The organism is Herbaspirillum huttiense (assembly GCF_047300815.1).
Lineage (GTDB): Bacteria > Pseudomonadota > Gammaproteobacteria > Burkholderiales > Burkholderiaceae_D > Herbaspirillum > Herbaspirillum huttiense_A.
Genome location: NZ_CP178608.1, coordinates 3,030,771 through 3,055,769 on the forward strand (window position 1 = coordinate 3,030,771; position 24,999 = coordinate 3,055,769).

A 24,999-nucleotide genomic window follows, 5' to 3' on the forward strand; every position below is an offset into this window, starting at 1 on the left:
CGAGCGACGTTGGAACTGATGTTCCGCCAATGATTTTATGCGCGAAAATTCACCTGCACAAGCGCAAGTGGCCCGGCAGCTTCGATCCCTCGCCCGCTACTTCACTTATTCGTATTTCCGGGCATCCTCGATGACCTTGCCATCATTGGGCAGGCTGCCCGCTGCCACCAGCAACACATCCCCCCGCAGCTTGGTCACCTCGCGCAGGCTACCGGCCAGCGCGCTGACATCAATGGCCGGATCTTCCGGGTCACCCACTTCGCAATGCAGGGTCATGATGTCATTGGCCATCTCGCCCGACACCACCAGCCGCGCACGCAAGACATCGCCATGGCGGCGCAATACGTCAGCCACCTGCGAGGGATGGACGAACATGCCGCGCACCTTGGTGGTCTGGTCGGCACGTCCCATCCAGCCCTTGATGCGGGTATTGGTGCGCCCGCAGGGAGAAATGCCCTGCACCACCGCCGACAGATCCCCGGTCCCGAAGCGGATGAGCGGATAGTCGGGATTGAAGGACGTCACCACCACCTCGCCGACCTCGCCCTCGGCTACCGGATCGCCGGTGCCGGGCCGCACGATTTCCAGGATCAGGGATTCATCCAGCACCATGCCGGAATGCACCGCGCCCTCGCTCATGGTCTCGTAGGCGATGTTGCCGATGTCGGCCGAGGCATACAGCTGCAGCACCTGCGGCACGCCATGTTCATGGAACCAGCTGCGCAGCGAAGGCGGCAGTGCTTCGGCACTGACCAGGGCGCGCTGCACGCTGCTGATATCGGCGCCCATCTCGCGCGCCTTCTCGATGATGATCTTCAGGAACGAGGGGGTGCCGACATAGGCATCCGGCTTCAGCGCTGCCATCGCATTGACCTGCAATTCGGTCTGGCCGATACCGGCCGGGATCACCGCACAGCCCAGCCGCGCCGCCGCGCCCTCGACCATGAAGGCCGCCGGCGTGAAGTGATAGGCGAAGCAGTTCTGCAGGATGTGCCCGCCCTGCAATCCCAGCGCCTTCATGGGACTGGCAAAACGCCACCAGTCCGCGCCCTGCCCCTCGGGATCGAAGATCGGGCCGGGCGACACGAAGAGCCGCCGCAACTGCCGCGCCGGGGTCGTGTTCAAGCCGCCGAAGGGGCTCTCGCGGGTCTGCAGTTCCTTCAGGTCAGACTTGCGCGTGACCGGCAGATGCGCCAGCGCCGCGCGCGAAGTGATCGCCGCCGCGTCCACGCCCTGCAGAATGCGTGCCCAGCCCGGCGCACCCTGCGCGCGCGCCACCAGTTGCGGCAAGGCGCGCATCAGGGCTTGCTCGCGCTGTTGCGGATCGCGCCGCTCCAGCGCATCCAGTTCGGCCAGTACCTGTGTCGGATCGGACATGGTGCCCTCCCCTTACGCCAGCCAGCGCTTGCGGCGGCGGTAAAACTTCATGTCGCGGAAATTCTTGCGGCCGCCACCGGAGACGCCCAGATAAAATTCCTTCACATCTTCGTTATCGGCCAGTTCGCCGGCCGCACCTTCCATCACCACGCGGCCGTTTTCGAGGATGTAGCCGAAGTCGGCATAGCGCAGCGCCACCATGGTGTTCTGCTCGGCCAGCAGGAAGGAGACTTTCTCCTTGCTGTTCAAGTCCTTGACGATCTCGAAGATCTCTTCGACGATCTGCGGGGCCAGCCCCATCGAGGGTTCATCGAGCAGGATCATGGAGGGCTTGGCCATCATGGCGCGGCCAATGGCCGTCATCTGCTGCTCGCCGCCCGAGGTATAGCCGGACTGCGATTTGCGGCGTACCTTCAGGCGCGGGAAATAATCGTAAATCTTTTCCAGTTCGTGTTTCACTTCGGCGTTGCTGATGCCGCGCGTGTAGGCGCCGGTCAGCAGGTTCTCTTCCACCGTCAGGTGACCGAAGCAATGCCGTCCTTCCATCACCTGGATCACCCCGCGCTTGACCAGGTCATTGGGCGTCATGCGGTCCACGCGCTCGCCACGGAATTCGATGCTGCCCTTGGTGACGTCGCCGCGCTCGGCATGCAGCAGGTTGGAGATGGCCTTGAGGGTGGTGCTCTTGCCGGCGCCGTTGGCCCCAAGCAGCGCCACGATCTTGCCTTCGGGCACGTCCAGCGAGACGCCCTTCAGGACCAGGATCACGTGGTCATAGATCACTTCGATGTTGTTGATGGCCAGCGCCTTGGCCACCGCTGCCGTAGCGGCGGAAGGCGCGGCACTGGTCTGGATCGGTGTGGCATTCATGGTCGTTCGCATTCCCAAAAAAGCACCGGCGGCCGTGGGAGACGTGCAAAGCCGCCGGCGCAAGCGCCTACTTCATGCAGGCAGGAGTGATGCCTTTTTCTTTTGCGTATTTCGCAGCCGAGGCCTTGAAGAGCGGGTGGATCAGGTTCTTGTTGCCCTCGATCCAGTCCGACACCAGCACCCACTTCGTGCCATCCCATTGCTGGATCTTGACCTTGCCCGAGCCTTCATGGTTGTCGCACGAGGTCTTGATTTCAGGCAGCAGGCCGGTCGCCCCCAAGGCCTTCAGACGGGCATCGGTGATGTTGAGGTTTTCGAAGCCCCAGCGCACCTGCTCGCCGCTCATGACCTTGCCCTTGCCGTATTTGTCCTGGGCGGTGCGCACCGCTTCCACGGTGGCAATGGCTGCCGAGACGCCACGGTTGTAGAGGATGGAGCCGAGCTTGTTCTTGTCCTGCATGTTGCCCTTGCCCGCGCCATAGACCACCTTGTCGATGTCGGCGATCACGGGCACATCCTTGCCGGCCACGTTCCAGGTGGCCGACAGGTAACCCTTGGCAGCGTCACCGGCGGGGATGGTGTCCTCTTCCGAACCGGCCCACCAGGAACCGACGATCTTGTCACGCGGATAGCCGACCTTCTGCGCGGCCTTCAATGCGGTCTGGTTCATCACGCCCCAGCCCCAGAAGATCACGTAGTCCGGGTTCTCCTGGCGGATACGCAGCCACTGTGCGCCTTGCTCGTTGCCGGGGTGGGCCACCGGGATTTCCACCAGCTTGAACTTGCCGATGGAGGACTCCGCCTGCAGCGCCACGATGGGTTCCTTGCCATAGGCCGAGTCGTGATACAGGAACACGATCTTCTTGCCCGCCAGCGAACCATTGTTCTTGCCGGTGAGGTACTTGACGATGGCCGAGACCTGCATCTGATAGGTCGTCACCAACGGGAAGGCATACGGGAACACCGAGCCATCCACCGCATCGGTACGGCCATAGCCGATCATCACCAGGGGCACCTTGTCCTCGGCGGTCTTGTCGATGAGCGCATAGGAGATGCCGGTGGCCATGGGGTTGATGGCGGTGCCGCGCGTGACCTGGTTCTTGTTCTTCATGCGCTCGTAGCACTCCACGCCCTTGGCGTTGTTGTACTCGGTCTCGCACTCTTCCCAGGACAGCTTGACGCCGTTGACGCCGCCTTCCTTCAGGTTGATGTAGTTGAGGTAATCGACATAGCCGCCGTAATACGACTGGCCGTTGGTGCCATAGGGCCCGACCCGGTAGCTGGGGATGGCGATGAACTGGTCGCTGGCCTGCGCCAGGACCGGCGCCGCCGGTGCCAGCAGGCTGGCGGCGCAGGCGGTGGCCAGCAGCCACTGCCGCAGATGCTTCATGGTTTTCATGGTCTCGTCTCCTTGTTGTTGTCGTTGCCGACTTTGATCGGAGGCCGGTGTTCCGGCCTCCGCCTACCTCAATACGGTATTGCGGCGCTCAGTGCGGGAACGGCCACAGGCGCAGTTTTTCCTTGGCGATCTGCCACAGCCGCGCCAGGCCGTGCGGCTCGGCGATCAGGAAGAAGATGATCAGGGCACCGAACACCATCATCTGGATGTGCGAGACCGTCGCATTGGTGAAGGGCAGGTGCAATAGCGACGCCAGCGGCGGCAATGCGTTGTCCAGGAAGATCGGCAGCAGCAGGATGAAGGCCGAGCCCAGGAAGGAACCGAGGATGCTGCCCACGCCGCCGATGATGATCATGAAGAGGATGCGGAAGGACAGGTCCAGCGAGAAACCGTCCGGCTCCACCGAGCCCAGGTAGCAGAAGGCATACAGGGCACCGGCCACGCCGCAATAGAAGGAACTCACGGCAAAGGCGGTCAGCTTGGTGCGCATCAAGGGAATGCCGATCACTTCGGCGGCCACGTCCATGTCGCGCACGGCCATCCAGGCGCGTCCGGTGGAGGAGCGCACCAGGTTCTTGGCCACCAGCGCCAGCACGCTCACCACGGCCAGCACGAAGAGGTATTTGCGCACCGGGGTGTCGATGGCGATGCCGAAGAAATCGATCTTGGGCGTGCTGATCACGCCCGACGAAGAATTGTTGGAGAACCAGGGAAACTTGGTCAGTGCCCACACCACGAAGAACTGCGCCGCCAGCGTGGCCACGGCCAGGTAGAAGCCCTTGATGCGCAGCGAGGGCAGCCCGAAGAGCACGCCCACCATGGCCGCACAGGCGCCCGAGAGCAGCAGCGTGGCAACGATGGGAATGCCCTCCACGCGCAGCTGGAAGTTGTAGGCCGCATAGGCGCCCACGGCCATGAAGGCCGCCGACCCCAGCGAGAGCTGGCCGGCATAACCGGTCAGCACGTTCAGGCCCAGTGCGGCCAGCGCAAACACCAGGAACGGCACCAGGATGGCCGAGAACCAGTACTCACTGCCCAACAGTGGCACGCCCACGAAGGCGAACACCATGAAGAGCGTGAAGATGATGCGATCCTGGCGGATCGGGAAGATCTGGCTGTCGGCGATGTAGCTTGTCTTGAATTGTCCTGCTTCACGGTACAGCATTGCGTTCTCCTTGTTCCTGCATGACACCCGTGGCGACATATCGCCAACATTGGAATCAGCAGATTGTCATACGCGGTCGATATGGCGCTCGCCAAACAGTCCCTCCGGTCGCACCAGCAGGAACAGCAGCGCGAACACGTAAGGGAACCAGCCTTCGATGCCACCGAAGTTGCCGCCGAAGGCATCCTGCATGACCGGCGGGATATAGATCTCGGCCAGTTTCTCGGAAGCACCGATGATGAGCCCGCCCACGATCGCCCCGGGAATCGAGGTGAAGCCCCCGAGGATCAGCACCGGCAGTGCCTTCAGGGCCGTCATGGTCAGCGCGAACTGCACGCCATTGCGCGAGCCCCACAGCAGGCCTGCAATCAGCGCCACGAAACCGGCCACGCCCCACACCACGGCCCAGATGTGCTGCAGCGGGATGCCCAGCGACAGCGCCGCCTGGTGATCGTCGGCCACCGCCCGCAGGGCGCGGCCGACCTTGGTCTTCTGGAAGAACAGCGCCAGCGCCGCCACCAGCGCCACCACCATGCCCGAGGCGAAGAGGTCGAACTTGGAAATGCCGATGCCGATGCTGTCCATCACCGACTGGATCGGTTCATCGACGATGCCCAGGTCGATGGGCCGCACTTCGCTGCCGAACAGCAAGGGGCCCAGTCCTTCGAGGAAGAAGGTCAGCCCGATGGTGGCCATGAAGAGCGTGATGGGCGGCTGGTTGACCAGCTTGCGCAAGACGAAGCGCTCGGTGGCCAGACCCACCAGGATCATCACCACGAAGGCACCGATGATGGCCGCCCACATCGGCATGCCCTTCTCCATCAGGCCCACCACCGCCAGCGCGGCGAAATACACCATCGCGCCCTGGGCGAAATTGAAGACGCCGGAGGCCTTGTAGATCAGTACGAAACCCAGCGCCACCAGGGAATACATCAGCCCCGAGAGCAAACCGCTCAGGGTGACTTCGAGGAAGAATTGCATGTCGTCTCCTTGCCTGCCATGTCCATATTGTTTTTATTATTTATATTGTTTTCACATTCAGTGGGAAGTCCCGAGATAGGCCTTGATGACTTCCGGATTGCTCATCACCTCATCGGGCGTGCCGTCGCCGATCTTCTTGCCGTAGTCCAGCACCACGACGCGGTCGGAGATATCCATGACCACGCCCATGTCGTGTTCGATCAGCACGATGGTGGTACCGAACTGATCGTTGACGTCGAGGATGAAGCGGCACATATCCTGTTTTTCTTCCACGTTCATGCCGGCCATGGGTTCATCCAGCAGCAGCATGTGCGGCTCGGCCGCCAATGCGCGCGCCAGTTCCACGCGCTTTTGCAGGCCATACGGCAGGCGTCCCACCGGGGTTTTGCGGATGTGCTGAATTTCAAGGAAATCGATCACTTCTTCGACTTTGCGCCGATGTTCGATTTCCTCGTTGCGGGCCGCGCCCCACCACAGCGCATTGGAAAACAGGCCCGAGCGCATCTTGGTGTTGCGACCGGTCATGATGTTGTCCAGCACGGTCATGCCCTTGAAGAGCGCGATGTTCTGGAAGGTACGGGCAATGCCCTGGCGCGCGATGCTGCTGGGATGCATGCCCAGGCGCGGCTGGCCGCGATAGAGGATGCTGCCCTTCTGCGGATGGTAGACGCCGTTGATGACGTTGATCATCGAGCTCTTGCCGGCGCCGTTGGGTCCGATGATGGCGCGGATCTCATGCTCGCGCACATCGAAGGAAATATCGGTGAGCGCCTTCACCCCGCCGAAGGACAGCGAAATGTTCTGCAGGTCGAGGATGACCTCGCCGATGCGACGGCCATTGGCGGCCACCGCCGGGGCTTCGTCATCGGGGCTGGTCACCGGCGGCAGTCCCGCGGGCAGGATTTCGGAAGACAGGTGTCGTTTCATGGTCGGATTCATTCAGCAGTGGTCTGGTCGGGCTACGCTGCAAGCCGGCGGCATCGAGGCCGCCGGGACGGGACTGCGTGCTGCTCAGGCGGCGCTTTGCAGCGTCTTGAAGGTCTTGGCGTCGGCAATCCTGAGGTCGGCCGAGATCATGCCCTGGCGGCCATCCTCGAACTTGACCTGGGTCTCGATGTACTGCGACGCATGGCCCGCATAGAGCGCCTCGATCAGGACCGCATATTTTTCGGCGATGAAGCCGCGCCGGACCTTGCGGGTGCGGGTCAGCTCCTCGTCATCGGGATCGAGTTCCTTGTGCAGGATCAGGAAGCGATGGATCTGCGAATCAGCCAACAGCGGATCGGCCACCAGGTCGGCATTGACCTTTTCCACGCATTCACGCACCAGGTCGTAGACCGCCGGATTGGCGGCCAGGTCGGTATAGCCGCTGTAGGGAAGATTGCGGCGCTCGGCCCAGTTGCCCACGGCATCCATGTCGATGTTGATGAAGGCCATGCATTGTTCGCGGCCATTGCCGAAGGTCACCGCTTCCTTGATGAAGGGGAAGAACTTCAGCTTGTTCTCGATGTACTTGGGCGCGAACATGCTGCCGCAGGCCATCTTGCCGACATCCTTGGCGCGGTCGATGATTTTCAGGTGGCCGTCGCTGTCGAAGAAACCTGCATCTCCCGTGTGGAAATAACCTTCCTGGTCGATGGCTTCGGCGGTGGCATCGGGCCGCTTGAAATATTCCTTCATCAGGCCCGGAGAGCGCACCAGTACTTCGCCATTGGCATCGATGCGCACTTCCACGCCCTTCATGGGGCGGCCCACGCTATCGAGCTTGACGTCGCCCGAGGGCTGCATGCACACCGTCACGCAGGTCTCGGTCATGCCATAGAGCTGCTTCAAGTTGATGCCCAGCGAACGATAGAAGTCGAACAGGTCCGGCCCGATGGCCTCGCCGCCGGTATAGGCCACGCGCAGGCGCGACATGCCCAGCACGTTCTTCAGCGGCCCATACACCAGCAGGTCGCCGATGGCGTATTGCAGGCGATCCACCAGCGACACGCCCGGCTTGCCATCGAGGATGCGCATGCCGACCCGGCGCGCCACCTTCATGAAACCATGGAACATCTTGCGCTTGATCCAGCCGGCGTCCTCGATGCGGATCATCACTTGCGTGAGGATGTTTTCGTACACGCGCGGAGGCGCAAAGTAATACGTCGGGCCGATCTCGCGCAGGTCCGTCATCACCGTATTGGGCGACTCCGGGCAATTGAGGCAGAAGCCCGCCACGTGCTGCTGGGCGAAGGAGTACAGGAAGTCACCGACCCAGGCCAGCGGCAGATAGCAGAGGATGTCGTCGTTCTCATCGAGATGATCGAACTCCACCAGCGTGGTGGCCGTGGTGATCATCGCGCGGTGCGAGTGGCAAACACCCTTGGGCTTGCCGGTGGTGCCGGAGGTGTAGAGGATGATGGCCACGTCATCGGGCGAACACGCCGCCACCTGCTGCTCGAAGAAACCCGGATGCGCATGCTCGTAAGCACGCCCCAGTTCCTGCACGCGGGCAAAGGACAGCAGCTCGGGCTGGTGGTAGTTGCGCATGCCGCGTTCATCGTCATAGATGACGTGGGCGATGCGGGGCAGGTTTTCCTTGATCTCGAAGACCTTGTCGACCTGCTCCTGGTCTTCGGCCATGACGAAGTCGACATTGGCGTCGGCCAGCACGTAGGCCATGTCGGCCGCAGGGGCATCCTGGTACAGCGGCACCGGCATGCCGCCCAGCGCCTGGGCCGCGCTCATGGCCCAGTACAGGCGCGGGCAGTTGTTGCCGATGATGGCCAGGCTCATGCCGCGCTTGAATCCCAGTGCCGCCAGGCCACAGGCAAAGCTGCGCACCTCGTCAGCCACCTGGCGCCAGGTCGTGCTTTGCCAGATGCCCAGGTCCTTCTCGCGGAAGGCCGCCCGTTCCGGACGTCGTTGGGCATGCGCCAGCAGCAGCCGCGGAAAGGTCGCGGCTTCCTTGTCTTGTCTCGTCTCCACCATTTCCCACCTTCTTGTGCAGGTTCGAAAGATTCGTTTCCTTCATGCGATTGCATGAGGAAACGAACCCGGTGTCGGATCAGTCTGTGCCGCCAGGCTTACGCTGCTCTTACTGCAGCAGTCATTGTGTCGGGCATGCCAGCTGTCCTGTCTCTATGATTGGCCAGGCTATTGCCTGGGCCTTTTTTGCGATGATAGTAGAGGCAGTGGTTGCCAGTGGATGTCATCTCACCGACAATTGACAAAACTTTCGATATTGCGACGCATCATCATGGAGACATCAATTCGACGCATGCTGTCCAAGAGCATCTGGGCGCAGGCGCTGACCGAAGAACAACTGGCCCGGGTAGAGGCCGAGGTGGTCAGCCGCAAGATCCCGGCTGGCGGTTACGTCTGCCGCAAGGGCGACCCGGTGGCGCACTGGATCGGTGTGCACGAGGGCTTGCTGAAGATGAGCAGCGTCTCGCCCGAAGGCAAGACCGTCTCCTTCGCCGGCATGGCCAATGGCGGCTGGCTGGGCGAAGGCTCGCTGCTCAAGGACGAACCGCGCAAGTACGACGTGGTGGCCCTGCGCGAGAGTGAATTGCTCTACATGCCCAAGGCCACCTACCTCTGGCTGCTGGACAACAGCATCCCCTTCAACCGCTTCCTGGTGACGCAATTGAACGAGCGCCTGGGGCTGTTCATTTCACTGGTGGAATACGACCGCATGCTGGAGCCGGATGCCCGCGTGGCGCGCTGCCTGGCGGCGCTCTTCAATCCCTATCTCAATCCCGGCATCGGGCTGAACCTGCAGATCTCGCAGGAAGAAGTCGGCAACCTCTCCGGCACCTCGCGCCAGCGCGCCAACCAGGCCTTGCAGGTGCTGGAAAAGGCCGGCCTGCTCAAGGTGGACTACGGCAGCATTACCATCAATGACTTGGAAGGCCTGCGGCAATTTCCAGGATGAAACGCAGCCGCTCTCACGCGGCATGAAGACGTGAAGACGTGAAGACATGAAGACATGAAAAAAGCGCGGCCTGGCCGCGCTTTGTCGTTGGCTAACCGCGCCGCTCAGGGCGTGGGCGCGGGCGTGGCCGGTGCATCGCCGCGCGCCGGACGATTGCGGTTGCGCCAGTAGATGCCGGTATCGGCCACCGTGCCCATGAATTCCTTGGGATCCGTGGATTTGACCACGTAACCATTGGCACCGAGTTCGTAGCTCTGGTTGATGTCGCGCTGGTCGTCGGAAGAAGAGAACATCACCACCGGAATATGCGAAGTGGCGGCGTTGGACTTGATGATCTTCAGGAAATCGTGGCCGCTCATCAGCGGCAGGTTCAGGTCCAGCAGGATCAGGTAGGGATGCAGGTCCTTGCGGCTCGCATAGTCGCCCTGGAAGAAGAATTCCTCGGCCAGCTCCGCATCGGCAAACCAGGTCAGCTTGTCAGCCAGCTTGCGGCTGCCCAGCGCCAGGCGAGTCAACTCGGCCACTTCCGGGCTGTCGTCGACGAGGATGATGTCATATTGCTCGATATCCATGGATGGATCGCTTTCTTCAATTAATTTCAAGCTGGAACACTTATTGTCTGAATGACCATCTCCTGGCCACCCTGTATCGCACCACTGCCGCCTGTCCGGTCCATCCCCCGGACAGCGCCCGGCAGTGAGCTTCACTGCTGCGACTGCCCTGCGGCCTCGTTCCAGCATCGGCGGTCTGCTTGAAATACCACTACGGACGCCGATCTCCGCACTGTCAGGGGATTATTGCACAGGCATTTTCAAAAAAAATCAGAAATTTCCTGAATGTGAATATCTCTTCATTGAGATCCCTTGTCACTTGTCCGGCGTGGCAATTCCCGTCCGGATCGCATAGCGCACCAGGCCGGGTACGTCGCGGATGTCCAGCCGCTCCATGAGCTGCGCCCGGTGGGTCTCGATGGTCTTGGCGCTGACGTTCAACTGGTAGGCGATCTCCTTGGTATTGTTGCCTTCGGCAATCAACTGCAGGATTTCGCGCTGGCGCGGGGTGAGCACTTCGACGGGCGTCCCGTTTTGTGCAACACGCTTCATATAGTTGTCGAGCGCCTCGCGCGAGATGTGCGAATCCAGGTACTGGCGCCCATGTTTGACTTCATACAGGGCTTTTTCCAGCTCGGTGGCGGCCGAATCCTTGAAGAGATAGCCATTGGCGCCGGCATTCAAGGCCTGCATGACGTATTCCTCGCTGCCGTACATGGACAGCATCAGGAAGCGGATGGTCGGATACTCGCCACGCAGGCGGCGCAGCGCTTCCAGGCCGTTCATGCCCTTCATGGCGATGTCCAGCAGCACCAGGTCGGGTTTCAGCTGGGGGATCATTTCGATGACTTCGGCGCCGTCGGACGCCTCGCCCACCACCTCCACGCCCGGCATGGCGGTCAGCAGTGCCTTGATGCCGCTGCGCACCAGCGCGTGGTCGTCGGCCAGCATGATTCGGGTCAGCATTTACATTCTCCTCACGATAGGGGCGACCGGCAGGTGCATGACGATTTCCGTCCCTGCGCCGGGCGCCGAAGTGATCTCCATGGAACCGCCCACCAGCACCGCCCGCTCTTCCATGTTGAGCAGGCCGAAACTGGTGCCGGAAATGGCATTGCTGCGCGCACGTTCGATGTCGAAACCTTTGCCGTCATCGCGGATGCTCAGGTACACCTGGTCCTGCTGCCGGTCGATCTTGACCCAGATGTTCTGGCACTTCGCATGGCGCAGGATATTGGTGACGGCTTCCTGCACGATGCGAAAGGCGGTGTTCTCGATGTCGTGGTGCAATTGTTCATCATGCCCGCTGCTCTCGAACCAGCCGTTCACGTTGGCCAGCTTGGACTTCTGCTCCACGTAGGAACGCAGGGCGGCGATCAGGCCCAGGTTGTCCAATTGCGGCGGGCGCAGGTCCAGCGACAGGCTGCGTACCTGGGCCAGCACGGCGGTGACGATGTCGATGCCGTTCTGCAGCGACGGGCCTTCCAGGGAACCGGTCTTCTTGATGGTTTCCAGGTTGATCTTCAGGGCCGTCAACGACTGGCCCACGTCATCATGCAAGCCCCGCGCCAGGTGCTGGCGCTCGCGCTCCTGCACCTCGATCACGCGCGAGGACAGGATCTGCTGGCGCTGGATCGCCATTTCCAGCTCGCGCCGCGACTGTTCGCGCTCGGTCACATCGATGGCAAGACCGGCCACCATGTCGCCCTTGCCTTCACCACTGATGGGAAAACGCACCACATCGAGGATGCGCGCATTGTGGTTGTGGTCGAACACGGTTTCCTGGGTGTGCAGCTCGCACTTTTCTTCCAGCACCTTGCGGTCGTATTCACGCGAGGCTTCAGCGCCGCCCGAGGTCATCAGCTCGGCATCGGTCATGCCATCCATGTCGTGCGGGGTCATGCCATAGAACGCCGACTGCGCCGGGTTGACGTAGTTGTAGCGCAGTTGGGCGTCCTTGATCCAGGTGGGCATGGGCGCGGCGTTCATGAAGGCATTGAAGCGTGCCTGCATCTCGCGCAGGGCCTGGGCGCTAGCGCGCTGCTTGCGCCGCGCCTGGGCATCGCGCAGCTCGCGGTCCACCGCATGGGGCAGGCGGGCGATGGCGCTTTTGAGGAAATAGTCCTGGGCGCCGGCCTTCATGACTTCCACCGCCGTCTGCTCGCCGATCACGCCGGAGACGATGATGAAGGGTGTCTGGTCATTGTCGGCCTTGACCAGCTTCAGGGCCTCCACACCGGAAAACATGGGCATGGAGTAATCCGAAATGACGATATCCCAGCGCTGCGCCTGCAACGCCGCCAACAGGGCCTGTTCGTCGTCGACGCGCTCCCAGGTCGGCTCGAAGCCGCCGCGCTTCAACTCGCGCACCATCAGCACGGCGTCTTCTTCCATGTCTTCGACGAACAGTACGCGCAGCGGAATGCTCATGGGACCTTGTTCTCCTTCGGGTTCAGTGTGCCGGTTCAGTTGTCGTCGGACGAGCGGCGCGACTCGCCCAGGCTGGGCACCACGCCCTTGCGCGGCAGCGCAAAGTAGAAGCTGGCACCCTCCTTCGGTTTGCTCTCGGCCCAGACGCGGCCGGTATGGCGTACCACGATGCGCTGCACCAGGGCCAGGCCGATGCCGGTGCCGGCGTATTCTTCCTGGCGATGCAGGCGCTGGAAGGTGCCAAAGAGCTTGTGGGCATAGCGCATGTCGAATCCAACCCCATTGTCGTGCACGCCATAAACATATTCGTCGGCCGTAGCCTGCATGGTCACCCGCACGCGCGGCTGCTCGCTCTTGCTGCTGAACTTCACGGCATTGGAGAGCAGGTTTTCCCACACCTGGGCGATCAGGCCGCGATTGGCCACGGCCCCTTCCAGGCGCGGCACCTCGAATGCCACGGCCGGGTTTTCCTGCTGCAGGCCGGCCACCACCTGGCCCACCAGTTCTTCCATCGAGAAGCGCTGCAGGGTCAGCTCGCCCGTGGTGGACTTGGCCAGCTTGAGCAAGTCATTGATGAGCGCGTCCATCTTGCGCACGTTGCGCCGGATCACCTGCAACTGCTCGCGGCCCTTCTCGTCGATGGCGTGGGCGTAGTCTTCCTCCAGGATCATGGCATAACCGGAGATGGCGCGCAGGGGCGCGCGCAAGTCGTGCGAGACCGAATAGGAAAAGCTCTCCAGTTCCTTGTTCACGTTGTGCAGGTGCTGGGCCTGGCGTTCCAGGTCGGCATTGAGGGCTTCGATCTCCTCTTCGGCGCGCTTGCGTTCGGAGATGTCGTAGATCACGGTGCGGCTGATGAGCTTGCTGCGGTCACGGCTGGGGATGGCGGTGGCGTTGACCAGGGCCGTGAATTGACTGCCATCGGCGCGGCGGAAATTGAGGTCGATGCCGTTGATCTCGCGCTTCATGAGGAACTGCGGATGCAGCTCGCGCGTATAGCGCTCGGCGCTGGACGGTGCCAGCAGGTCAGCCTGGGTCATGCGGCCCACCACTTGTTCACGCGTGTAGCCCAGCCACTTGAGCTCGGTATCGTTGATCTTGATGATGCACTTGTCGCTCTCGTCGACCGAGTGATAGCCGCAGGGAGCGTTGTTGTAGAGGTCTTCGATTTCATCCGAATAGGCCTGCGCGCGCTGCTGGGCTTCTACCCGGCGCGCCATTTCCTTGCGCAGCTTGCGGTAGACCAGCAGCAGCAGGGCAATGCTGAGCAGGCTGCCGGAAATCACCATGAAGATGGTCAGGTTGGCGCTCACGGCAGTGTCATGCGAACGGGTGGCCAGCAGGGCATTCTCGTTACCCTTCATCTGCTCAAAGCCCGCACGGATACGCTCGCCCAGCTCCTTTCCCTCGAGCACGCGGGTGCGGCCTTCTTCGGGACTGAGTTCGATCAGCTGGCGCGACATCGTCAGGCGCTGCATCACCAGGTCTTCGGTCTGGCTTAGCAGTTCGCGCTGCTGCGGGTTGTCGCTCAGCAGGCGCCGCAGGTCCTGCAGCAGCGCGTTGAGATGGCGCACGCCAGCCTCGAAATTGCCGCGGTATTCGTCCTGTCCCGACAGCGCATAGCCGCGCGAAGTGCTCACCGCGTCACGCAGGGTGGAATTGGCTTCTTCCAGCTTGTTGAGCACCGTGTAGCTGTGCTGCAGCCACACGGCGCGACGTTCGAAGTCGCGCACGCTGTGGTACGAAAACGCCGCCACTCCCAACGAGAGCAGCAGGGCCAGCAGGAAGAAGATGCCGGTGCTGGCGCGGGCCAGTCCGCTTTGTCTAGTTATCGGCATGGTTCACGTTTCATTGGTCTGCCAGTCACGCTCCCGGCTTACTTGCCGGTTACCCGGCCACCCGCCCGGAAGCGGCGTGCATGAAGCAAGGCTGCACTGGGTCTTCACATGATGCATGTCAGGGAATTGCGCACGACGAAGCACCGCACTGCGGCCCCGCCGTCTCCCCCGCAGCCGCCCTGCCACCCTGTCTGCGCCAGGGTATCGAAGGCGCTGCTGAAGTGTCTCCTTGCTGCCTGTCCCGATATCGGAAGGAGGTCTGACCGATATCAACTGTTTTCTTTCTGTCAGCAAATGGAACCAAGTTCTTCGAATTCGTGGAAAGCTGTTGCGGGAATGCGCCAAGTTAGGCGCTTCAAACGCTGGCTTCCGGCATTTTCCGATTGTTTATTCGAATTAATTCTATAATAGATTTCAGCATTCACCCGTTTTTTCAGGCCCTTGGCCTGGGTCCTGCCGGCGCCTATTCCGATGAAACATTCACATTCCCTGCTGCTGGCCGCCAGTCTCCTGTGCTGCGTCAACCTGCAGACCCAGGCTGCGTCGTCGACCGGCAACCTCGATATTTCTGCCGTCGTGCCCTCGCAATGCGTGGTGCAGAGTGCCGCCCTGCCCTTCGGCACCTACGCTGCCGGAGCGGTGCAACAGAATGCCCAGATCGGCGTGAGCTGTTCCAATGGCACCAGCTACACCGTGAGCCTGGATGCCGGTACCGGCAGCGGCGCCAGCGTGACCAGCCGCAAGCTCAGCACCGCCGATGGCGTCAGTACCCTCAACTACGGTCTCTACCAGGATGCCGGCCGCACCCGCGCCTGGGGCAACAGCAATGGCAGCGATACGGTCTCAGGCGTTGGCAACGGCAACAGCCAGAGCATTCCGGTCTACGGCTACATCCCGGGCGGCCAGACAGCGCGCGCGGGCAGCTACAGCGACGTGGTCGCCATCACCCTCTCCTACTGATCGACCGTCGTTGATTGGGCAGCGCTCCCGCGCGCGACACTGTTGGTCCAGCAAATGCATGGCGTGGCCTCTTGACGAAGCCACGCCATTTTTTGTGCCTGCGCCTATTACCTGCCAGAGAGTTACCTTCCAGAAAATAATTTGTTGATTATTAGTCACATTGCGTGACCGAAATGTACGTCTCTTCACACATGTTGTCCTGTTTCGTTTTAATCTAGCAAGAAACTGACGGCGACCTGACAACCAGAGTGGAGATGTCGTAGCGTGACGAGATCAGCATCCAGATGGAGACGGCGGCTACGCATGTTGGCGTTGGCCGGCCTGATGACGGGGGGCGCATGGCAGGCGGCCCAGGCGTCCAATTTCGAGATCGCCCCGGTGGTATTGGAGCTGTCGTCGTCGCGCACGGCCGGCGTGATCAAGATCGTCAACAACGACAATCACAACGTTTCCCTGCAACTGCGCGCCTACGACTGGACCCAGGCCGACAGCAAGGACGAGCTGCAGCCCACGCAGAACCTGATCCTGAGCCCGCCGGTATTCAACCTCGCGCCCGGCGCTTCGCAGGTGATCCGGGTGGTGGCCAGACAGCCCGCCGCCAGCAGCGAGATCGCTTACCGCCTGCTGATCGACGAAATTCCCTCGGCCACCGAAGGCGCCACGATCAACTTCAAATTCCGCATTTCCATGCCGGTCTTCATTGCGCCGGTCGGCTCGCCCAAGGCCCAGCTGGAATACCAGCTGCGCGCCGGCAAGCCGCTGCGTCTGCTGGTGGAAAACAGCGGCAACCGGCGTGCCCGGCTGCTGGACCTGGCCCTGACCCTGCCCAACGGCAAGAAGCTCAGTGCACCGGCCGGCGGCAATCCCTACACCCTGGCCGGCATCTCCAGGCAATACCTGATCGAGAGCGATACCCCGCTTGCCGTGGGCAGCAGAGTCAAGCTGACTGCCAACAGCGATGCCGGGCCGATTGATGCCGAACTCACCGTGGCGCCTTGATTCGCAAGGCACACTGGCTGCTGTCCCTCATCGTGGCTGCGCTCCTGGCTACGGCCGCGCTGGCGCAGGCCGCCACTGCTGAGCCGGGCGACGAGATCCTGCTGCTGGAAGTCTCCATCAACGGGCGCGGCACCAACCTGGTGGCACAGTTCACGCGGCGCCAGCAAGTGCTTTACGTCACTGCGGCGGAGTTGCGCAGCCTCAAGCTGCGGGTCGATGGCGCTGACGAAGACCTGATCGCCTTGCGCGCGCTGGCCACCGCCGTCGACCTCGACGAGGCCGGCGCCAAGATCAACCTGATGGTCCCGGCCCGTTTCATGAACACCACCGACATCGACGCCGCCAGCATTGCCAGCAAAGTACCCCTGTCACCAGCGGCCAGCGGACTGGTGCTCAATTACGACCTGCTGGCCTCCAGCAGCCAGAGCCAGCATGCGCTGGGCGGGCTGTTCGATGCGCGCTGGTTCTCCGGCAGCAGTGTCTTCAGTTCCAGCGGACTGGGCTATACCGGCAACAGCAGCGGCGTGTCGGCCCGGCTGGAATCGACCTATACCTATTCGGAACCGGCCACCCTGACCCGCTATCGCCTCGGCGACGTCATCAACGGCAGCCTGGCGTGGAGCCGCTCGGTGCGTCTGGGCGGGTTCCAGTACGCCTCCGACTTCAACCTGCGCCCGGACCTGGTGCGCTTTCCCACACCGTCCCTGGGCGGGGAAACGGTAGTGCCGTCCACCGTGGACCTGTTCGTCAATGGCGTGCGCCAGCTCTCCCAGCCGGTGCCGCCGGGCCCCTTCGAGATCCGCCAGCCGCCCATCGCCAGCGGCGCCGGCCAGATCGCCGTGGCCGTAACCGATGAACTGGGCCGCCAGACCTTCCGCACCATCAACTTCTACGCCACCGACCGGCTGTTGAAGCCGGGCCTGTCTTCCTATTCCGCCGAGGGCGGCTGGGTGCGGCGCAATTATGGGCTGCGCAGCAATGACTATGGGCAGTTCGCACTATCCGGTACGGCGCGCCATGGCATGAGCGACTGGCTCACGCTGGAAGGCCACGCCGAAGCCATGCGCAGCCTCAAGCTGGCCGGCGGTGGCGCGGTTTTCAACCTGGGCAACCGCGCGGTGCTGGCCAGCTCGCTGGCCGCCAGCAGCAGCGAGGGCAATTCCGGCCAGCAAATCGCGCTGGCCATCGAGCGCAATGCCGACCCGGTGAGCCTGTCGCTGTCGCGCACCCAATCCACCCGGGGCTACCAGGACATCGGCGCGCTGCAGGGGGCTCCCGTCTCGCGCAGCGCTACGCTGGCCACGCTGGGCCTGAACCTGGGGCAATACGGCTCGCTGAGCATGGCCTATGCGCGCAGCAAGAGCCCGCTGCTCTTCACCGGACTGGGCACCAGCAGCCTGGCCGACAGCGAGACCGTCACCCTGACCTGGTTCAAGTCGGTGGGCAGCAGTTCCAACTTCTATCTCACGGCTTACCGCGATTTTCGCAGCAGCGGCTACGGCGCCACCATCGGCTTGATCATCCCCTTCGGCGGGCGCGACGTGGCCGGCGCCAGCGTGAGCAACAACAACGGCCAGCGCACCAGCACCCTGCAGGCCAGCCGCTCGACGGTGGCCATCGGCGACCTCGGCTGGCAATTGCAGGATACCGAGGGCAGCTATCGCCAGCGCATCGGCCAGCTCAACTACAAGAGCCGCTACGGCAGCCTCAGCGCGGCCGCTTCGCAGTCGGCCAACGCCACCAGCCAGCGCCTGGGTGCGCGTGGTGCGCTGGCCTTCATGGATGGCAGCGCCTTTGCCACCGACTGGATCGACGACAGCTTTGCGGTGGTCAATGCCAGCGGGGTCAAGAATGTCGGCATCTACAACGAAAACCGCTATGCCGGCCGCACCGATGACAACGGCCAGTTGCTGCTGACGGACCTGCGCGCCTATGACGTCAACAAGATCTCGGTGGACGTGCTGGACCTGCCGCTGACATTGCAGCTGGACCAGTCGGACCAGTACGTGAAGCCGCGCGATCGCTCCGGCGTGGTGGTGCACTTCAATGCCCGGCGCGCCTCGGATGTGACCATCATCCTCAAGGATGCCGCCGGCCAATTCATCCCCCTGGGCGCGTCGATCCGCGTACGGGAAAGCGGCCTGCAGGCACCGGTCGGCTATGACGGCGTGAGCTATCTGCAGGAACTGGGGCCGGTCAATACCCTGGACGTGCTGCTGCCCTCGGGCGCGCGCTGCCAGGCCACCCTGACGCCAGAGGCCGGCGGGGATGGCGGCATGCGCAACGAAGTTGTGATCTGCCGCTAGTGTCGGAAGGAAATGGCCCGCATCATGGAGAGCACATGAAGAACAATGTCCGTCCCCCGCCCTTGGCCACGCTGCTGCTGGCGCTGGCCATCACGCTGGGCTGCCAGCCGGCCCAGGCTCAGCATCTCTGCTCGGCCAGCTCCAATCCGGTGTCCTTCGGCCTGTACGACCCGCAATCGAGCGGCCACCTCGACAACACCGGCAGCATCACCGTGACCTGCCAGGCCACCGTGTCGCTGCTCATTGGCTATACCGTCAAGCTCAGTGCCGGCAGCAGCGGCGCCTACGCGCAGCGCAAGATGCTCAGCGGTGCCAACAGCCTGAATTACCAGGCCTATGTTGACGCTGCACGCACTTCGATATGGGGCGACGGGTCTTCCAGCACCGGTTTTGTCGCCGATGGCTACCTGCTGCAGATCCTGACCCCGGTCAGCAAGACCTATACCGTCTATGGGCGCGTGCCGGGCGGCCAGAACGTGAAGGCCGGCAGCTATCTGGACACTCTCACGGTGCTCATCACCTACTAGCGGATGAGCTTGAGAAGGCTTCTCGTTGCGATTCAGGTTTTCCCTGACGCGAATTGACAGGTTGATAGGGAATCCCCGGATGCCGGATGCGGGCTTCAGAATTTAAAGTATCTCCATACCAACGCTGCACAGGGAAGTTCTTGCAAGGGGCGAGGACGGGGCAGCCAGACCAGGAGAAACACATGTTCTTCATCAAGAAAAATCGCTTCATCGCTGCTTCCATCGCTGCTGTCGTGCTGGCCTCCAGCACACCGGCGTCCTTCGCGGCGACCGCCAGCGGCACCCTGACCATCAGCGCTTCGGTGGTCGCCGCCTGCACCGTGGTCGGCTCGGCCATCGCCTTCGGCGCCTACACCCAGAGCGTGGTGAACCAGAGCGGCACCATCACCGTGCTCTGCACCAACGGCACCGCCTACAACGTCGGCCTGGATGCCGGCACCGGCACCGGCGCATCGGTGAGCAACCGCAAGATGAGCGCGGCCGGCGGCGGCACCCTGAATTATGCGCTGTACCGCGATTCGGCCCGCAGCAACAACTGGGGCTCCACCATCGGCACCGACACCCAGACCGGCACCGGTTCGGGCCTGACCCAGACGCTGACCGTGTATGGCCAGATTCCTGCGGCCCAGACACCGCTGGCCGGCGCCTACTCGGATACCGTGACCGTGACACTGACCTATTGAATCATGCTCCATGGAAGAGCTGGCGAGCCTGGATGACGCGCTTTTGACACAGGGATCACGCTGCTCGCATTGCGCTGCAGCTTGACGATCCGGCAAGGCGCGGACTACAACATCAGCTGCGATGAATACCGGGGCAACCGGAGGGGGTGGACGGTGTACTTCAGGATGAAGTACACCGTTTTTTTTCGCCACCGTTTTGCCGGGCCCTTCGTTTAGCTCGGGAAGACGGCCTGCACCAGTGCGGCCTGCTGCGCATAGTGAGTAGTCTTGGAGGCGGTCGGGCCCGAGTCGGTATCGGGGCGCGTCACCGCCCGCAGCCGCGCCTGCACCGGCAAGGCCGCTTCGATGGCGTCCCGCACGCACAGCCACGCGCCCTGCTTGCGTTCTTCCTCCTGCACCCAGATCACCTCTTCCAGCTGCGGATAGCTGCGCAGCACCTCGCCCAGCTTTTCCACCGGGAAGGGATGCAGCTGCTCCACCGCCAGCAATGCGGTCACGGTATCGCCCGCCTTGCTGCGTGCATCGGCCAGGTCATGGCAGACCTTGCCACTGCACAGGACGGCTCGCCGCACCTGGGCGGCGGGCAGCGCTTCCTGGTCTGGCAGCAGCGGCTGGAAGCCTCCTTGCAACAGGGCCGACAGCGGTGACTGGGACCGCACTTGGCCATGCAGCACCGACTTGGGCGTGAAGACCACCAGCGGACGATCGCCCTGCAGCGCCTGCTGACGCAAGAGGTGGAACCACTGCGCCGAGCTGGACGGAACGGCCACGCGCATGTTCTGCTGCGCGCACAACAGCAGCATGCGGCTCAGGTAGCCGGTTGAATGCTCCGGCCCCACGCCTTCATAGCCGTGCGGCAGCAGCACCGTCAGGGCCGATGGATAGCCCCATTTGCCGCGCCCTGAGCTGATGTACTGGTCAATCATGATCTGCGCGCCGTTGACGAAGTCGCCGAACTGGGCCTCCCAGATCACCATGGCACCGGGACCCGCCTGGACGCTGAACCCGTATTCGAAACCCACCACGGCCTCTTCGCTCAGCGGCGAATTGATGATCTCCAGCGCCGCCCCCGCTGCGGCGACCTGGCGCAGCGGCCAGAAGGCCTGCTGCACGCCCTGTGCGGTATCGACCGCATGCCAGACCGCATGGCGCTGCATGAAGGTACCACGCTGCACATCCATGCCCGAGAGTCGCAGACCCCACCCTTCCGAGAGCAGGCTGGCATAGGCCATGTTCTCGGCGAAGGTCCAGCTGCAGGGATGATCGGGAGCGCTGACGCTGTCCTGCCATTGCGCGATCAGGCGGGTGATGGCCGGATGGGCATCGAAGCCTTCGGGCAGGCGTGTCATGCGTTCGACGAACTGGCGCAGGCGCTGCAGGTCGGGTGCCGCAGGCGCGACGGGGGCCATCGCCGTGGGCTTGGGCGCAGCGGGTGGCGCCGGGCGGGTGGCGCGGAAAGCCGCCAGGGCCGCCTGGCTGCTGGCCGCCAGCAGCGCCGCCCCCTCCTGCGAACCGGGCCAGCCAGCTTGCGCATAGAGCTCAGTGACCGGCGGATGCTTGTCGATGAAGCCGTGCAGCAGCGGCTGGGTGACGCTCGCCGTATCCTGTTCGGCATGCCCCCAGCGGCGATAGCCGACCAGGTCGATCACCACATCGGCACCGAACTGCATGCGGTAGTCCAGGGCGATGCGCGCCGCCCGCAACACGGCCTCCGGCTGGTCGGCATTGACGTGCAGCACGGGCGCGCCGACGATGCGGGCGATGTCGGTGCAGTAGCCGTGATTGAGCGGGTCGAGCGGATTGGGAGTAGTAAAGCCGATCTGGTTGTTGACGATCACGTGCACCGTGCCGCCCACGCCATAGCCGGCGTGCTGGGCCAGCTTGAGCGACTCCATCACCACGCCCTGGCCGCAGAAGGCGGCATCGCCATGGATCACCACCGAGGCCGGCACGGGCGATTGCGGATGCGCGCTGCGATAGCCGCGCACCATGCCCAGCAGCACGGGGTAGGCGCTTTCCAGGTGCGAGGGATTGTGGGCCATGAACAAGCCCAGCTTGCCGTGGGCAGTGCTGCGCACGGTCTCGGCGCCCAGGTGGTAAGGCAGGTCCACCGCGCCTGCGGCGGCCTCGGTGGTGCGTTTCGCATCGAAATATGCGACGATCTCGGCCGCCGGCATCTGCATCAGGTTCACCAGCAGGTTCAGGCGGCCGCGATGCGGCATGGCCAGGAACAGTTGCTCCAGCTGATGGAAACTGCTGCGCTCGACCAACGCATCCATGAGCACCAGCAGTGCTTCGCAACCCTCCAGCGAAAAGCGCTTGGCCTGCGGATAGTCTTGTTGCAGGTAGTGTTCCCATTGCTCGGCGGCGGCCAGCCGGGCCAGGACGGCAGCACGTTCGCCCAAGGCCGCTTCGCCACTGTGGTCGCGCGCAGCCAGGCGCCCGAAGAGCCACTGGCGGCGGGCTTCGTCGCGCACGCCGCTGGCATCGAGCGCGAGCGGGCCGCAATAGAGGCGGCTCAGGAAATGCGTCAATTCCTTCACATTGGTCAGGCCCAACCCCTCCAGAAAGGGGTGCTGGCCAAGGGCCAGGTCCTCATCCTTCAGATCATGGCTTTGCGGCAGCAAAGCGGGGATCTCCGGTACCGAGAGCGTACCCAGGGGATCGATGTCGGCGATGCGGTAGCCTTCGTGGCGATAGGCCTCGATGAAAGATTGGATGCGGGCGTGGGCCAGGGCCTGGCGCACATCGGTCATCTTCTCGGTACTGCTGGCGTGGGCGTGGTGGAGCGTCATGGCTAACCTTTCTGGGCAGGGACGGGGGCGGGCTGCGCGCAGCACCTTGGAGCCACGGCGATGCACGCAACGGACGTGTCCGCTCCTGCCAGCCGGCTGCCAGGCCTCTTCAGGCCTGGTGCGGCAGCAGCTTGCAGGGGGACACTTTGTTGTTGTCGCGCCCTCAGTGATGCGACGGGCGCGGTCTCCTCGCAGATACGGGTTCAGGCGGCAGGCACGCCGCCCGGATGAAGCATCAGCCCTGGATCAGGGACAGCTCGGGCTGGATGATCTTTTCGCGCGGACCATTGCGCGGGGAAGCGGCGTAGCCGCCGGCATGGCCGTTGGCCAGCAACTCGCTGAGGCGGAAGCGGCCCATCAGCGCCGAGAGCTGCTCGGCCTGCGATTGCAGGGCCTGGGAGGCGGCTGCGTTCTGTTCCACCAGGGCCGAGTTTTCCTGGGTCATCTGGTCCATCTGGCTGATGGCCTGGTTGATCTGCTCGATGCCCTCGCTCTGCTCCTTGCTGGAAGCGCTGATATCGGTGATGAGGTCGGTGGCGAGCTTGATGCTGGCGATGACTTCATCGATGGTGGAGACGGTCTGTTCGACGATGGTGCTGCCGGCCTTTACATGCCCGACCGAGCCCTCGATGAGCGACTTGATTTCCTTGGCCGCCACGGCGCTGCGCTGGGCCAGGCCGCGTACTTCGCTGGCCACCACCGCAAAGCCGCGTCCGTGTTCGCCGGCGCGGGCCGCTTCCACGGCCGCGTTCAGCGCCAGCAGGTTGGTCTGGAAGGCGATGCCATCGATGACCGTGATGATGTCGGCGATCTTGCCGGAGGAGGTGCTGATGGCCGACATGATGTTGACCACCTGCTCCACCGAAGCACCGCCGCGCACGGCCACATCGGAAGCGGAGAGGGCCAGCTCGCTGGCTTGACGGGCATTGTCGGCGTTCTGGCGCACGGCCGAGGTGAGCTGTTCCATGGCCGAGGCGGTTTCCTCCAGCGAACTGGCTTGCTGTTCGGTACGGTCCGACAGGCTCAGGTTGCCCTGCGCCAGCTCACGTGCGGCCATGTCGATGGCGGAGGTGCCGTTGCGCACGTTGGAGACGGTGTCGTGCAGGTTATCGCTCATGTGCTGCAGCGCCTGCAGCAGGCGGCTGATTTCATCCTTGCCGGCGGCATTGAGGCGATAGGACAAGTCGCCCTGGGCCACGGCTTCGGCCAGCACCACGGCGTGGCGCACCGGGGCGGTAATGGAGCGCGTGATGAGCACGCCGATCACCGACGCCAGCACCACAGCCACAGCGGCCAGCACGATCATCTGGATCACGGCCAGGTGGCCGTCTTCCGCGACCTGGTGGGAGTCTTCCACCATTTCCTGGGCCAGCGAATTGACCATCTTGTCGACCATGACGAAGTACTCCACCTGCAGGCGCGACATGTCGCCCTGGTAGAGCGTGGTTGCCTCAGTACGTTCGCCGTTCTTCATCAGTTCGAAGAACTTGCGCACGGCCACGCCATAGGCCGAGCGGGCGGTGGTCTGTTCGGCGTAGAGCGCTTTGGTCTTGTCGGAATCGAGCATGCCTTCCAGCTTCTGGTAGGCCTCGGTGTTGGCCTTGCGCAGGCCGGCGTAGTCATCCATGTACTTTGCCGATGCCTCGGGCGTGGTCGCCAGCAGGATGTTGGACAGGACCGCATTGGCCTTGTAGCCATTGTTCTTGATCTGGTTGCTCAAGGCGATGAGCTGGTATTTCTCGTTGACGATGCTGTTGATTTCAGCGTTGTTGGAAGACTGGTTCCTCACGCCCACCATGGCCGTCACCACGATCAGCAGCAAGACTACTGCAAATGCGGCGCCCAGGCGGACGCCGATGTTGAAATTGGCGAGCTTCATCGCTACCCCTTGTTGATCCCATTTGATGTCCACGTGCAGGCCTTGGCTGGACGACTTTGCCCCGCGTCGTCGCTCATTGCCCTGCTTGCCCATGACACTGCACCACTTTGCGAATCCGCAATGCGTTTCCTGGGTTCTCTTCACATCTTTGGGGAGCGGCTCTTGCCCTTCTTCCTCGGCCCGCATGCAGCCGGCCGGGTCCCTTCAAAAACATGGTCTGCCCCGGCAATGCCGGTCTCCTGTTTTTTGAGAAACTGCAAATTCAGGACTAGTTTAAGCATTTCCACATGGAAAAAGTACTTGAAACTCACATTTATTTG

The 24,999-nt window shown here is 62.9% G+C and carries 19 protein-coding genes; 6 read left to right on the forward strand and 13 right to left on the reverse strand.

Translation table 11 applies throughout. The annotated features are described in order from the left end of the window. Window positions 1-105: 105 nt before the first annotated feature. The 7 genes from ACLRDN_RS13965 to ACLRDN_RS13995 all read right to left on the reverse strand — a co-directional run bounded on the left by ACLRDN_RS13965 (window position 106) and on the right by ACLRDN_RS13995 (window position 8,765). Window positions 106-1,377 (reverse strand): phenylacetate--CoA ligase family protein, encoded by a 1,272-nt coding sequence (locus tag ACLRDN_RS13965; protein ID WP_413456768.1) that lies wholly within the window; start codon window positions 1,375-1,377, stop codon window positions 106-108. A gap of 12 nt (window positions 1,378-1,389) precedes the next feature. Then, window positions 1,390-2,247 (reverse strand): ABC transporter ATP-binding protein, encoded by an 858-nt coding sequence (locus ACLRDN_RS13970; RefSeq protein ID WP_154133386.1) that lies wholly within the window; start codon window positions 2,245-2,247, stop codon window positions 1,390-1,392. Window positions 2,248-2,314: 67 nt separating this feature from the next. Beyond that, entirely contained in the window at window positions 2,315-3,646 is a 1,332-nt protein-coding gene (locus tag ACLRDN_RS13975; protein WP_413456769.1) for an ABC transporter substrate-binding protein, read from the reverse strand. Window positions 3,647-3,734: 88 nt separating this feature from the next. Then, window positions 3,735-4,811 (reverse strand): branched-chain amino acid ABC transporter permease, encoded by a 1,077-nt coding sequence (locus tag ACLRDN_RS13980; protein WP_039787190.1) that lies wholly within the window; start codon window positions 4,809-4,811, stop codon window positions 3,735-3,737. 66 nt (window positions 4,812-4,877) lie between these two features. Next, window positions 4,878-5,792, reverse strand: a complete 915-nt coding sequence (locus ACLRDN_RS13985) for a branched-chain amino acid ABC transporter permease (protein ID WP_013234543.1) — start codon at window positions 5,790-5,792, stop codon at window positions 4,878-4,880. Window positions 5,793-5,849: 57 nt separating this feature from the next. Next, window positions 5,850-6,731 carry an ABC transporter ATP-binding protein gene (locus ACLRDN_RS13990; protein WP_034334319.1) on the reverse strand — a complete coding sequence of 294 codons (882 nt, stop codon included), beginning with the start codon at window positions 6,729-6,731 and terminating at the stop codon, window positions 5,850-5,852. Window positions 6,732-6,803: 72 nt separating this feature from the next. Further along, window positions 6,804-8,765 (reverse strand): AMP-dependent synthetase/ligase, encoded by a 1,962-nt coding sequence (locus ACLRDN_RS13995; RefSeq protein WP_413456770.1) that lies wholly within the window; start codon window positions 8,763-8,765, stop codon window positions 6,804-6,806. Between the two features lie 289 nt (window positions 8,766-9,054). Between ACLRDN_RS13995 and ACLRDN_RS14000 the strand changes: the two genes are divergently transcribed. Then, a complete protein-coding gene (locus ACLRDN_RS14000; RefSeq protein WP_413456771.1) occupies window positions 9,055-9,711 on the forward strand; it encodes a Crp/Fnr family transcriptional regulator in 657 nt (218 codons plus the stop codon). A 104-nt stretch (window positions 9,712-9,815) separates the two neighbouring features. Here the strand turns inward: ACLRDN_RS14000 and ACLRDN_RS14005 are convergent, their stop codons facing one another. From ACLRDN_RS14005 to ACLRDN_RS14020, 4 genes are all read right to left on the reverse strand, one after another. Further along, the gene (locus tag ACLRDN_RS14005; RefSeq protein WP_413456772.1) at window positions 9,816-10,283 is read right to left on the reverse strand and encodes a response regulator; all 468 of its coding nucleotides are present in this window, start codon (window positions 10,281-10,283) and stop codon (window positions 9,816-9,818) included. 294 nt (window positions 10,284-10,577) lie between these two features. Then, window positions 10,578-11,228 carry a response regulator gene (locus ACLRDN_RS14010; RefSeq protein ID WP_008329401.1) on the reverse strand — a complete coding sequence of 217 codons (651 nt, stop codon included), beginning with the start codon at window positions 11,226-11,228 and terminating at the stop codon, window positions 10,578-10,580. Then, the gene (locus ACLRDN_RS14015) at window positions 11,229-12,692 is read right to left on the reverse strand and encodes an ATP-binding protein (protein ID WP_413456773.1); all 1,464 of its coding nucleotides are present in this window, start codon (window positions 12,690-12,692) and stop codon (window positions 11,229-11,231) included. It abuts the gene before it with no gap. 35 nt (window positions 12,693-12,727) lie between these two features. After that, the gene (locus ACLRDN_RS14020) at window positions 12,728-14,530 is read right to left on the reverse strand and encodes a sensor histidine kinase (protein WP_413456774.1); all 1,803 of its coding nucleotides are present in this window, start codon (window positions 14,528-14,530) and stop codon (window positions 12,728-12,730) included. A gap of 471 nt (window positions 14,531-15,001) precedes the next feature. Here ACLRDN_RS14020 and ACLRDN_RS14025 point away from each other — a divergent pair, with 471 nt between their 5' ends. From ACLRDN_RS14025 to ACLRDN_RS14045, 5 genes are all read left to right on the forward strand, one after another. After that, the gene (locus tag ACLRDN_RS14025) at window positions 15,002-15,490 is read left to right on the forward strand and encodes a spore coat U domain-containing protein (protein ID WP_413456775.1); all 489 of its coding nucleotides are present in this window, start codon (window positions 15,002-15,004) and stop codon (window positions 15,488-15,490) included. 303 nt (window positions 15,491-15,793) lie between these two features. Next, entirely contained in the window at window positions 15,794-16,489 is a 696-nt protein-coding gene (locus tag ACLRDN_RS14030; protein WP_413456776.1) for a molecular chaperone, read from the forward strand. Then, a complete protein-coding gene (locus ACLRDN_RS14035; protein WP_413456777.1) occupies window positions 16,486-18,795 on the forward strand; it encodes a fimbria/pilus outer membrane usher protein in 2,310 nt (769 codons plus the stop codon). The genes ACLRDN_RS14030 and ACLRDN_RS14035 overlap by 4 nt, the downstream gene beginning before the upstream one ends. A 35-nt stretch (window positions 18,796-18,830) precedes the next feature. After that, window positions 18,831-19,322, forward strand: a complete 492-nt coding sequence (locus ACLRDN_RS14040; RefSeq protein WP_413456778.1) for a spore coat U domain-containing protein — start codon at window positions 18,831-18,833, stop codon at window positions 19,320-19,322. Between the two features lie 182 nt (window positions 19,323-19,504). Continuing rightward, window positions 19,505-20,005 (forward strand): spore coat U domain-containing protein, encoded by a 501-nt coding sequence (locus ACLRDN_RS14045; RefSeq protein ID WP_413456779.1) that lies wholly within the window; start codon window positions 19,505-19,507, stop codon window positions 20,003-20,005. A gap of 212 nt (window positions 20,006-20,217) precedes the next feature. Here ACLRDN_RS14045 and ACLRDN_RS14050 read toward each other — a convergent pair whose 3' ends face one another. Beyond that, window positions 20,218-22,800, reverse strand: coding sequence for a 2-oxoglutarate dehydrogenase E1 component (locus ACLRDN_RS14050; RefSeq protein ID WP_413456780.1), 2,583 nt, complete (start codon window positions 22,798-22,800; stop codon window positions 20,218-20,220). A 235-nt stretch (window positions 22,801-23,035) separates the two neighbouring features. After that, on the reverse strand, window positions 23,036-24,679 hold the full coding sequence (locus ACLRDN_RS14055; RefSeq protein ID WP_413456781.1) for a methyl-accepting chemotaxis protein: 1,644 nt from the start codon (window positions 24,677-24,679) through the stop codon (window positions 23,036-23,038). Window positions 24,680-24,999 lie beyond the last annotated feature (320 nt).

Excerpts from the sequence above, each read along its gene's own strand:
- ACLRDN_RS13965 (WP_413456768.1), bottom strand. The coding sequence starts at position 1,377 with ATGTCCGATCCGACACAGGTACTGGCCGAACTGGATGCGCTGGAGCGG.
- ACLRDN_RS13970 (WP_154133386.1), bottom strand. The coding sequence starts at position 2,247 with ATGAATGCCACACCGATCCAGACCAGTGCCGCGCCTTCCGCCGCTACG.
- ACLRDN_RS13975 (WP_413456769.1), bottom strand. The coding sequence starts at position 3,646 with ATGAAAACCATGAAGCATCTGCGGCAGTGGCTGCTGGCCACCGCCTGC.
- ACLRDN_RS13980 (WP_039787190.1), bottom strand. The coding sequence starts at position 4,811 with ATGCTGTACCGTGAAGCAGGACAATTCAAGACAAGCTACATCGCCGAC.
- ACLRDN_RS13985 (WP_013234543.1), bottom strand. The coding sequence starts at position 5,792 with ATGCAATTCTTCCTCGAAGTCACCCTGAGCGGTTTGCTCTCGGGGCTG.
- ACLRDN_RS13990 (WP_034334319.1), bottom strand. The coding sequence starts at position 6,731 with ATGAATCCGACCATGAAACGACACCTGTCTTCCGAAATCCTGCCCGCG.
- ACLRDN_RS13995 (WP_413456770.1), bottom strand. The coding sequence starts at position 8,765 with ATGGTGGAGACGAGACAAGACAAGGAAGCCGCGACCTTTCCGCGGCTG.
- ACLRDN_RS14000 (WP_413456771.1), top strand. The coding sequence starts at position 9,055 with ATGCTGTCCAAGAGCATCTGGGCGCAGGCGCTGACCGAAGAACAACTG.
- ACLRDN_RS14005 (WP_413456772.1), bottom strand. The coding sequence starts at position 10,283 with ATGGATATCGAGCAATATGACATCATCCTCGTCGACGACAGCCCGGAA.
- ACLRDN_RS14010 (WP_008329401.1), bottom strand. The coding sequence starts at position 11,228 with ATGCTGACCCGAATCATGCTGGCCGACGACCACGCGCTGGTGCGCAGC.
- ACLRDN_RS14015 (WP_413456773.1), bottom strand. The coding sequence starts at position 12,692 with ATGAGCATTCCGCTGCGCGTACTGTTCGTCGAAGACATGGAAGAAGAC.
- ACLRDN_RS14020 (WP_413456774.1), bottom strand. The coding sequence starts at position 14,530 with ATGCCGATAACTAGACAAAGCGGACTGGCCCGCGCCAGCACCGGCATC.
- ACLRDN_RS14025 (WP_413456775.1), top strand. The coding sequence starts at position 15,002 with ATGAAACATTCACATTCCCTGCTGCTGGCCGCCAGTCTCCTGTGCTGC.
- ACLRDN_RS14030 (WP_413456776.1), top strand. The coding sequence starts at position 15,794 with ATGTTGGCGTTGGCCGGCCTGATGACGGGGGGCGCATGGCAGGCGGCC.
- ACLRDN_RS14040 (WP_413456778.1), top strand. The coding sequence starts at position 18,831 with ATGAAGAACAATGTCCGTCCCCCGCCCTTGGCCACGCTGCTGCTGGCG.
- ACLRDN_RS14045 (WP_413456779.1), top strand. The coding sequence starts at position 19,505 with ATGTTCTTCATCAAGAAAAATCGCTTCATCGCTGCTTCCATCGCTGCT.
- ACLRDN_RS14050 (WP_413456780.1), bottom strand. The coding sequence starts at position 22,800 with ATGACGCTCCACCACGCCCACGCCAGCAGTACCGAGAAGATGACCGAT.
- ACLRDN_RS14055 (WP_413456781.1), bottom strand. The coding sequence starts at position 24,679 with ATGAAGCTCGCCAATTTCAACATCGGCGTCCGCCTGGGCGCCGCATTT.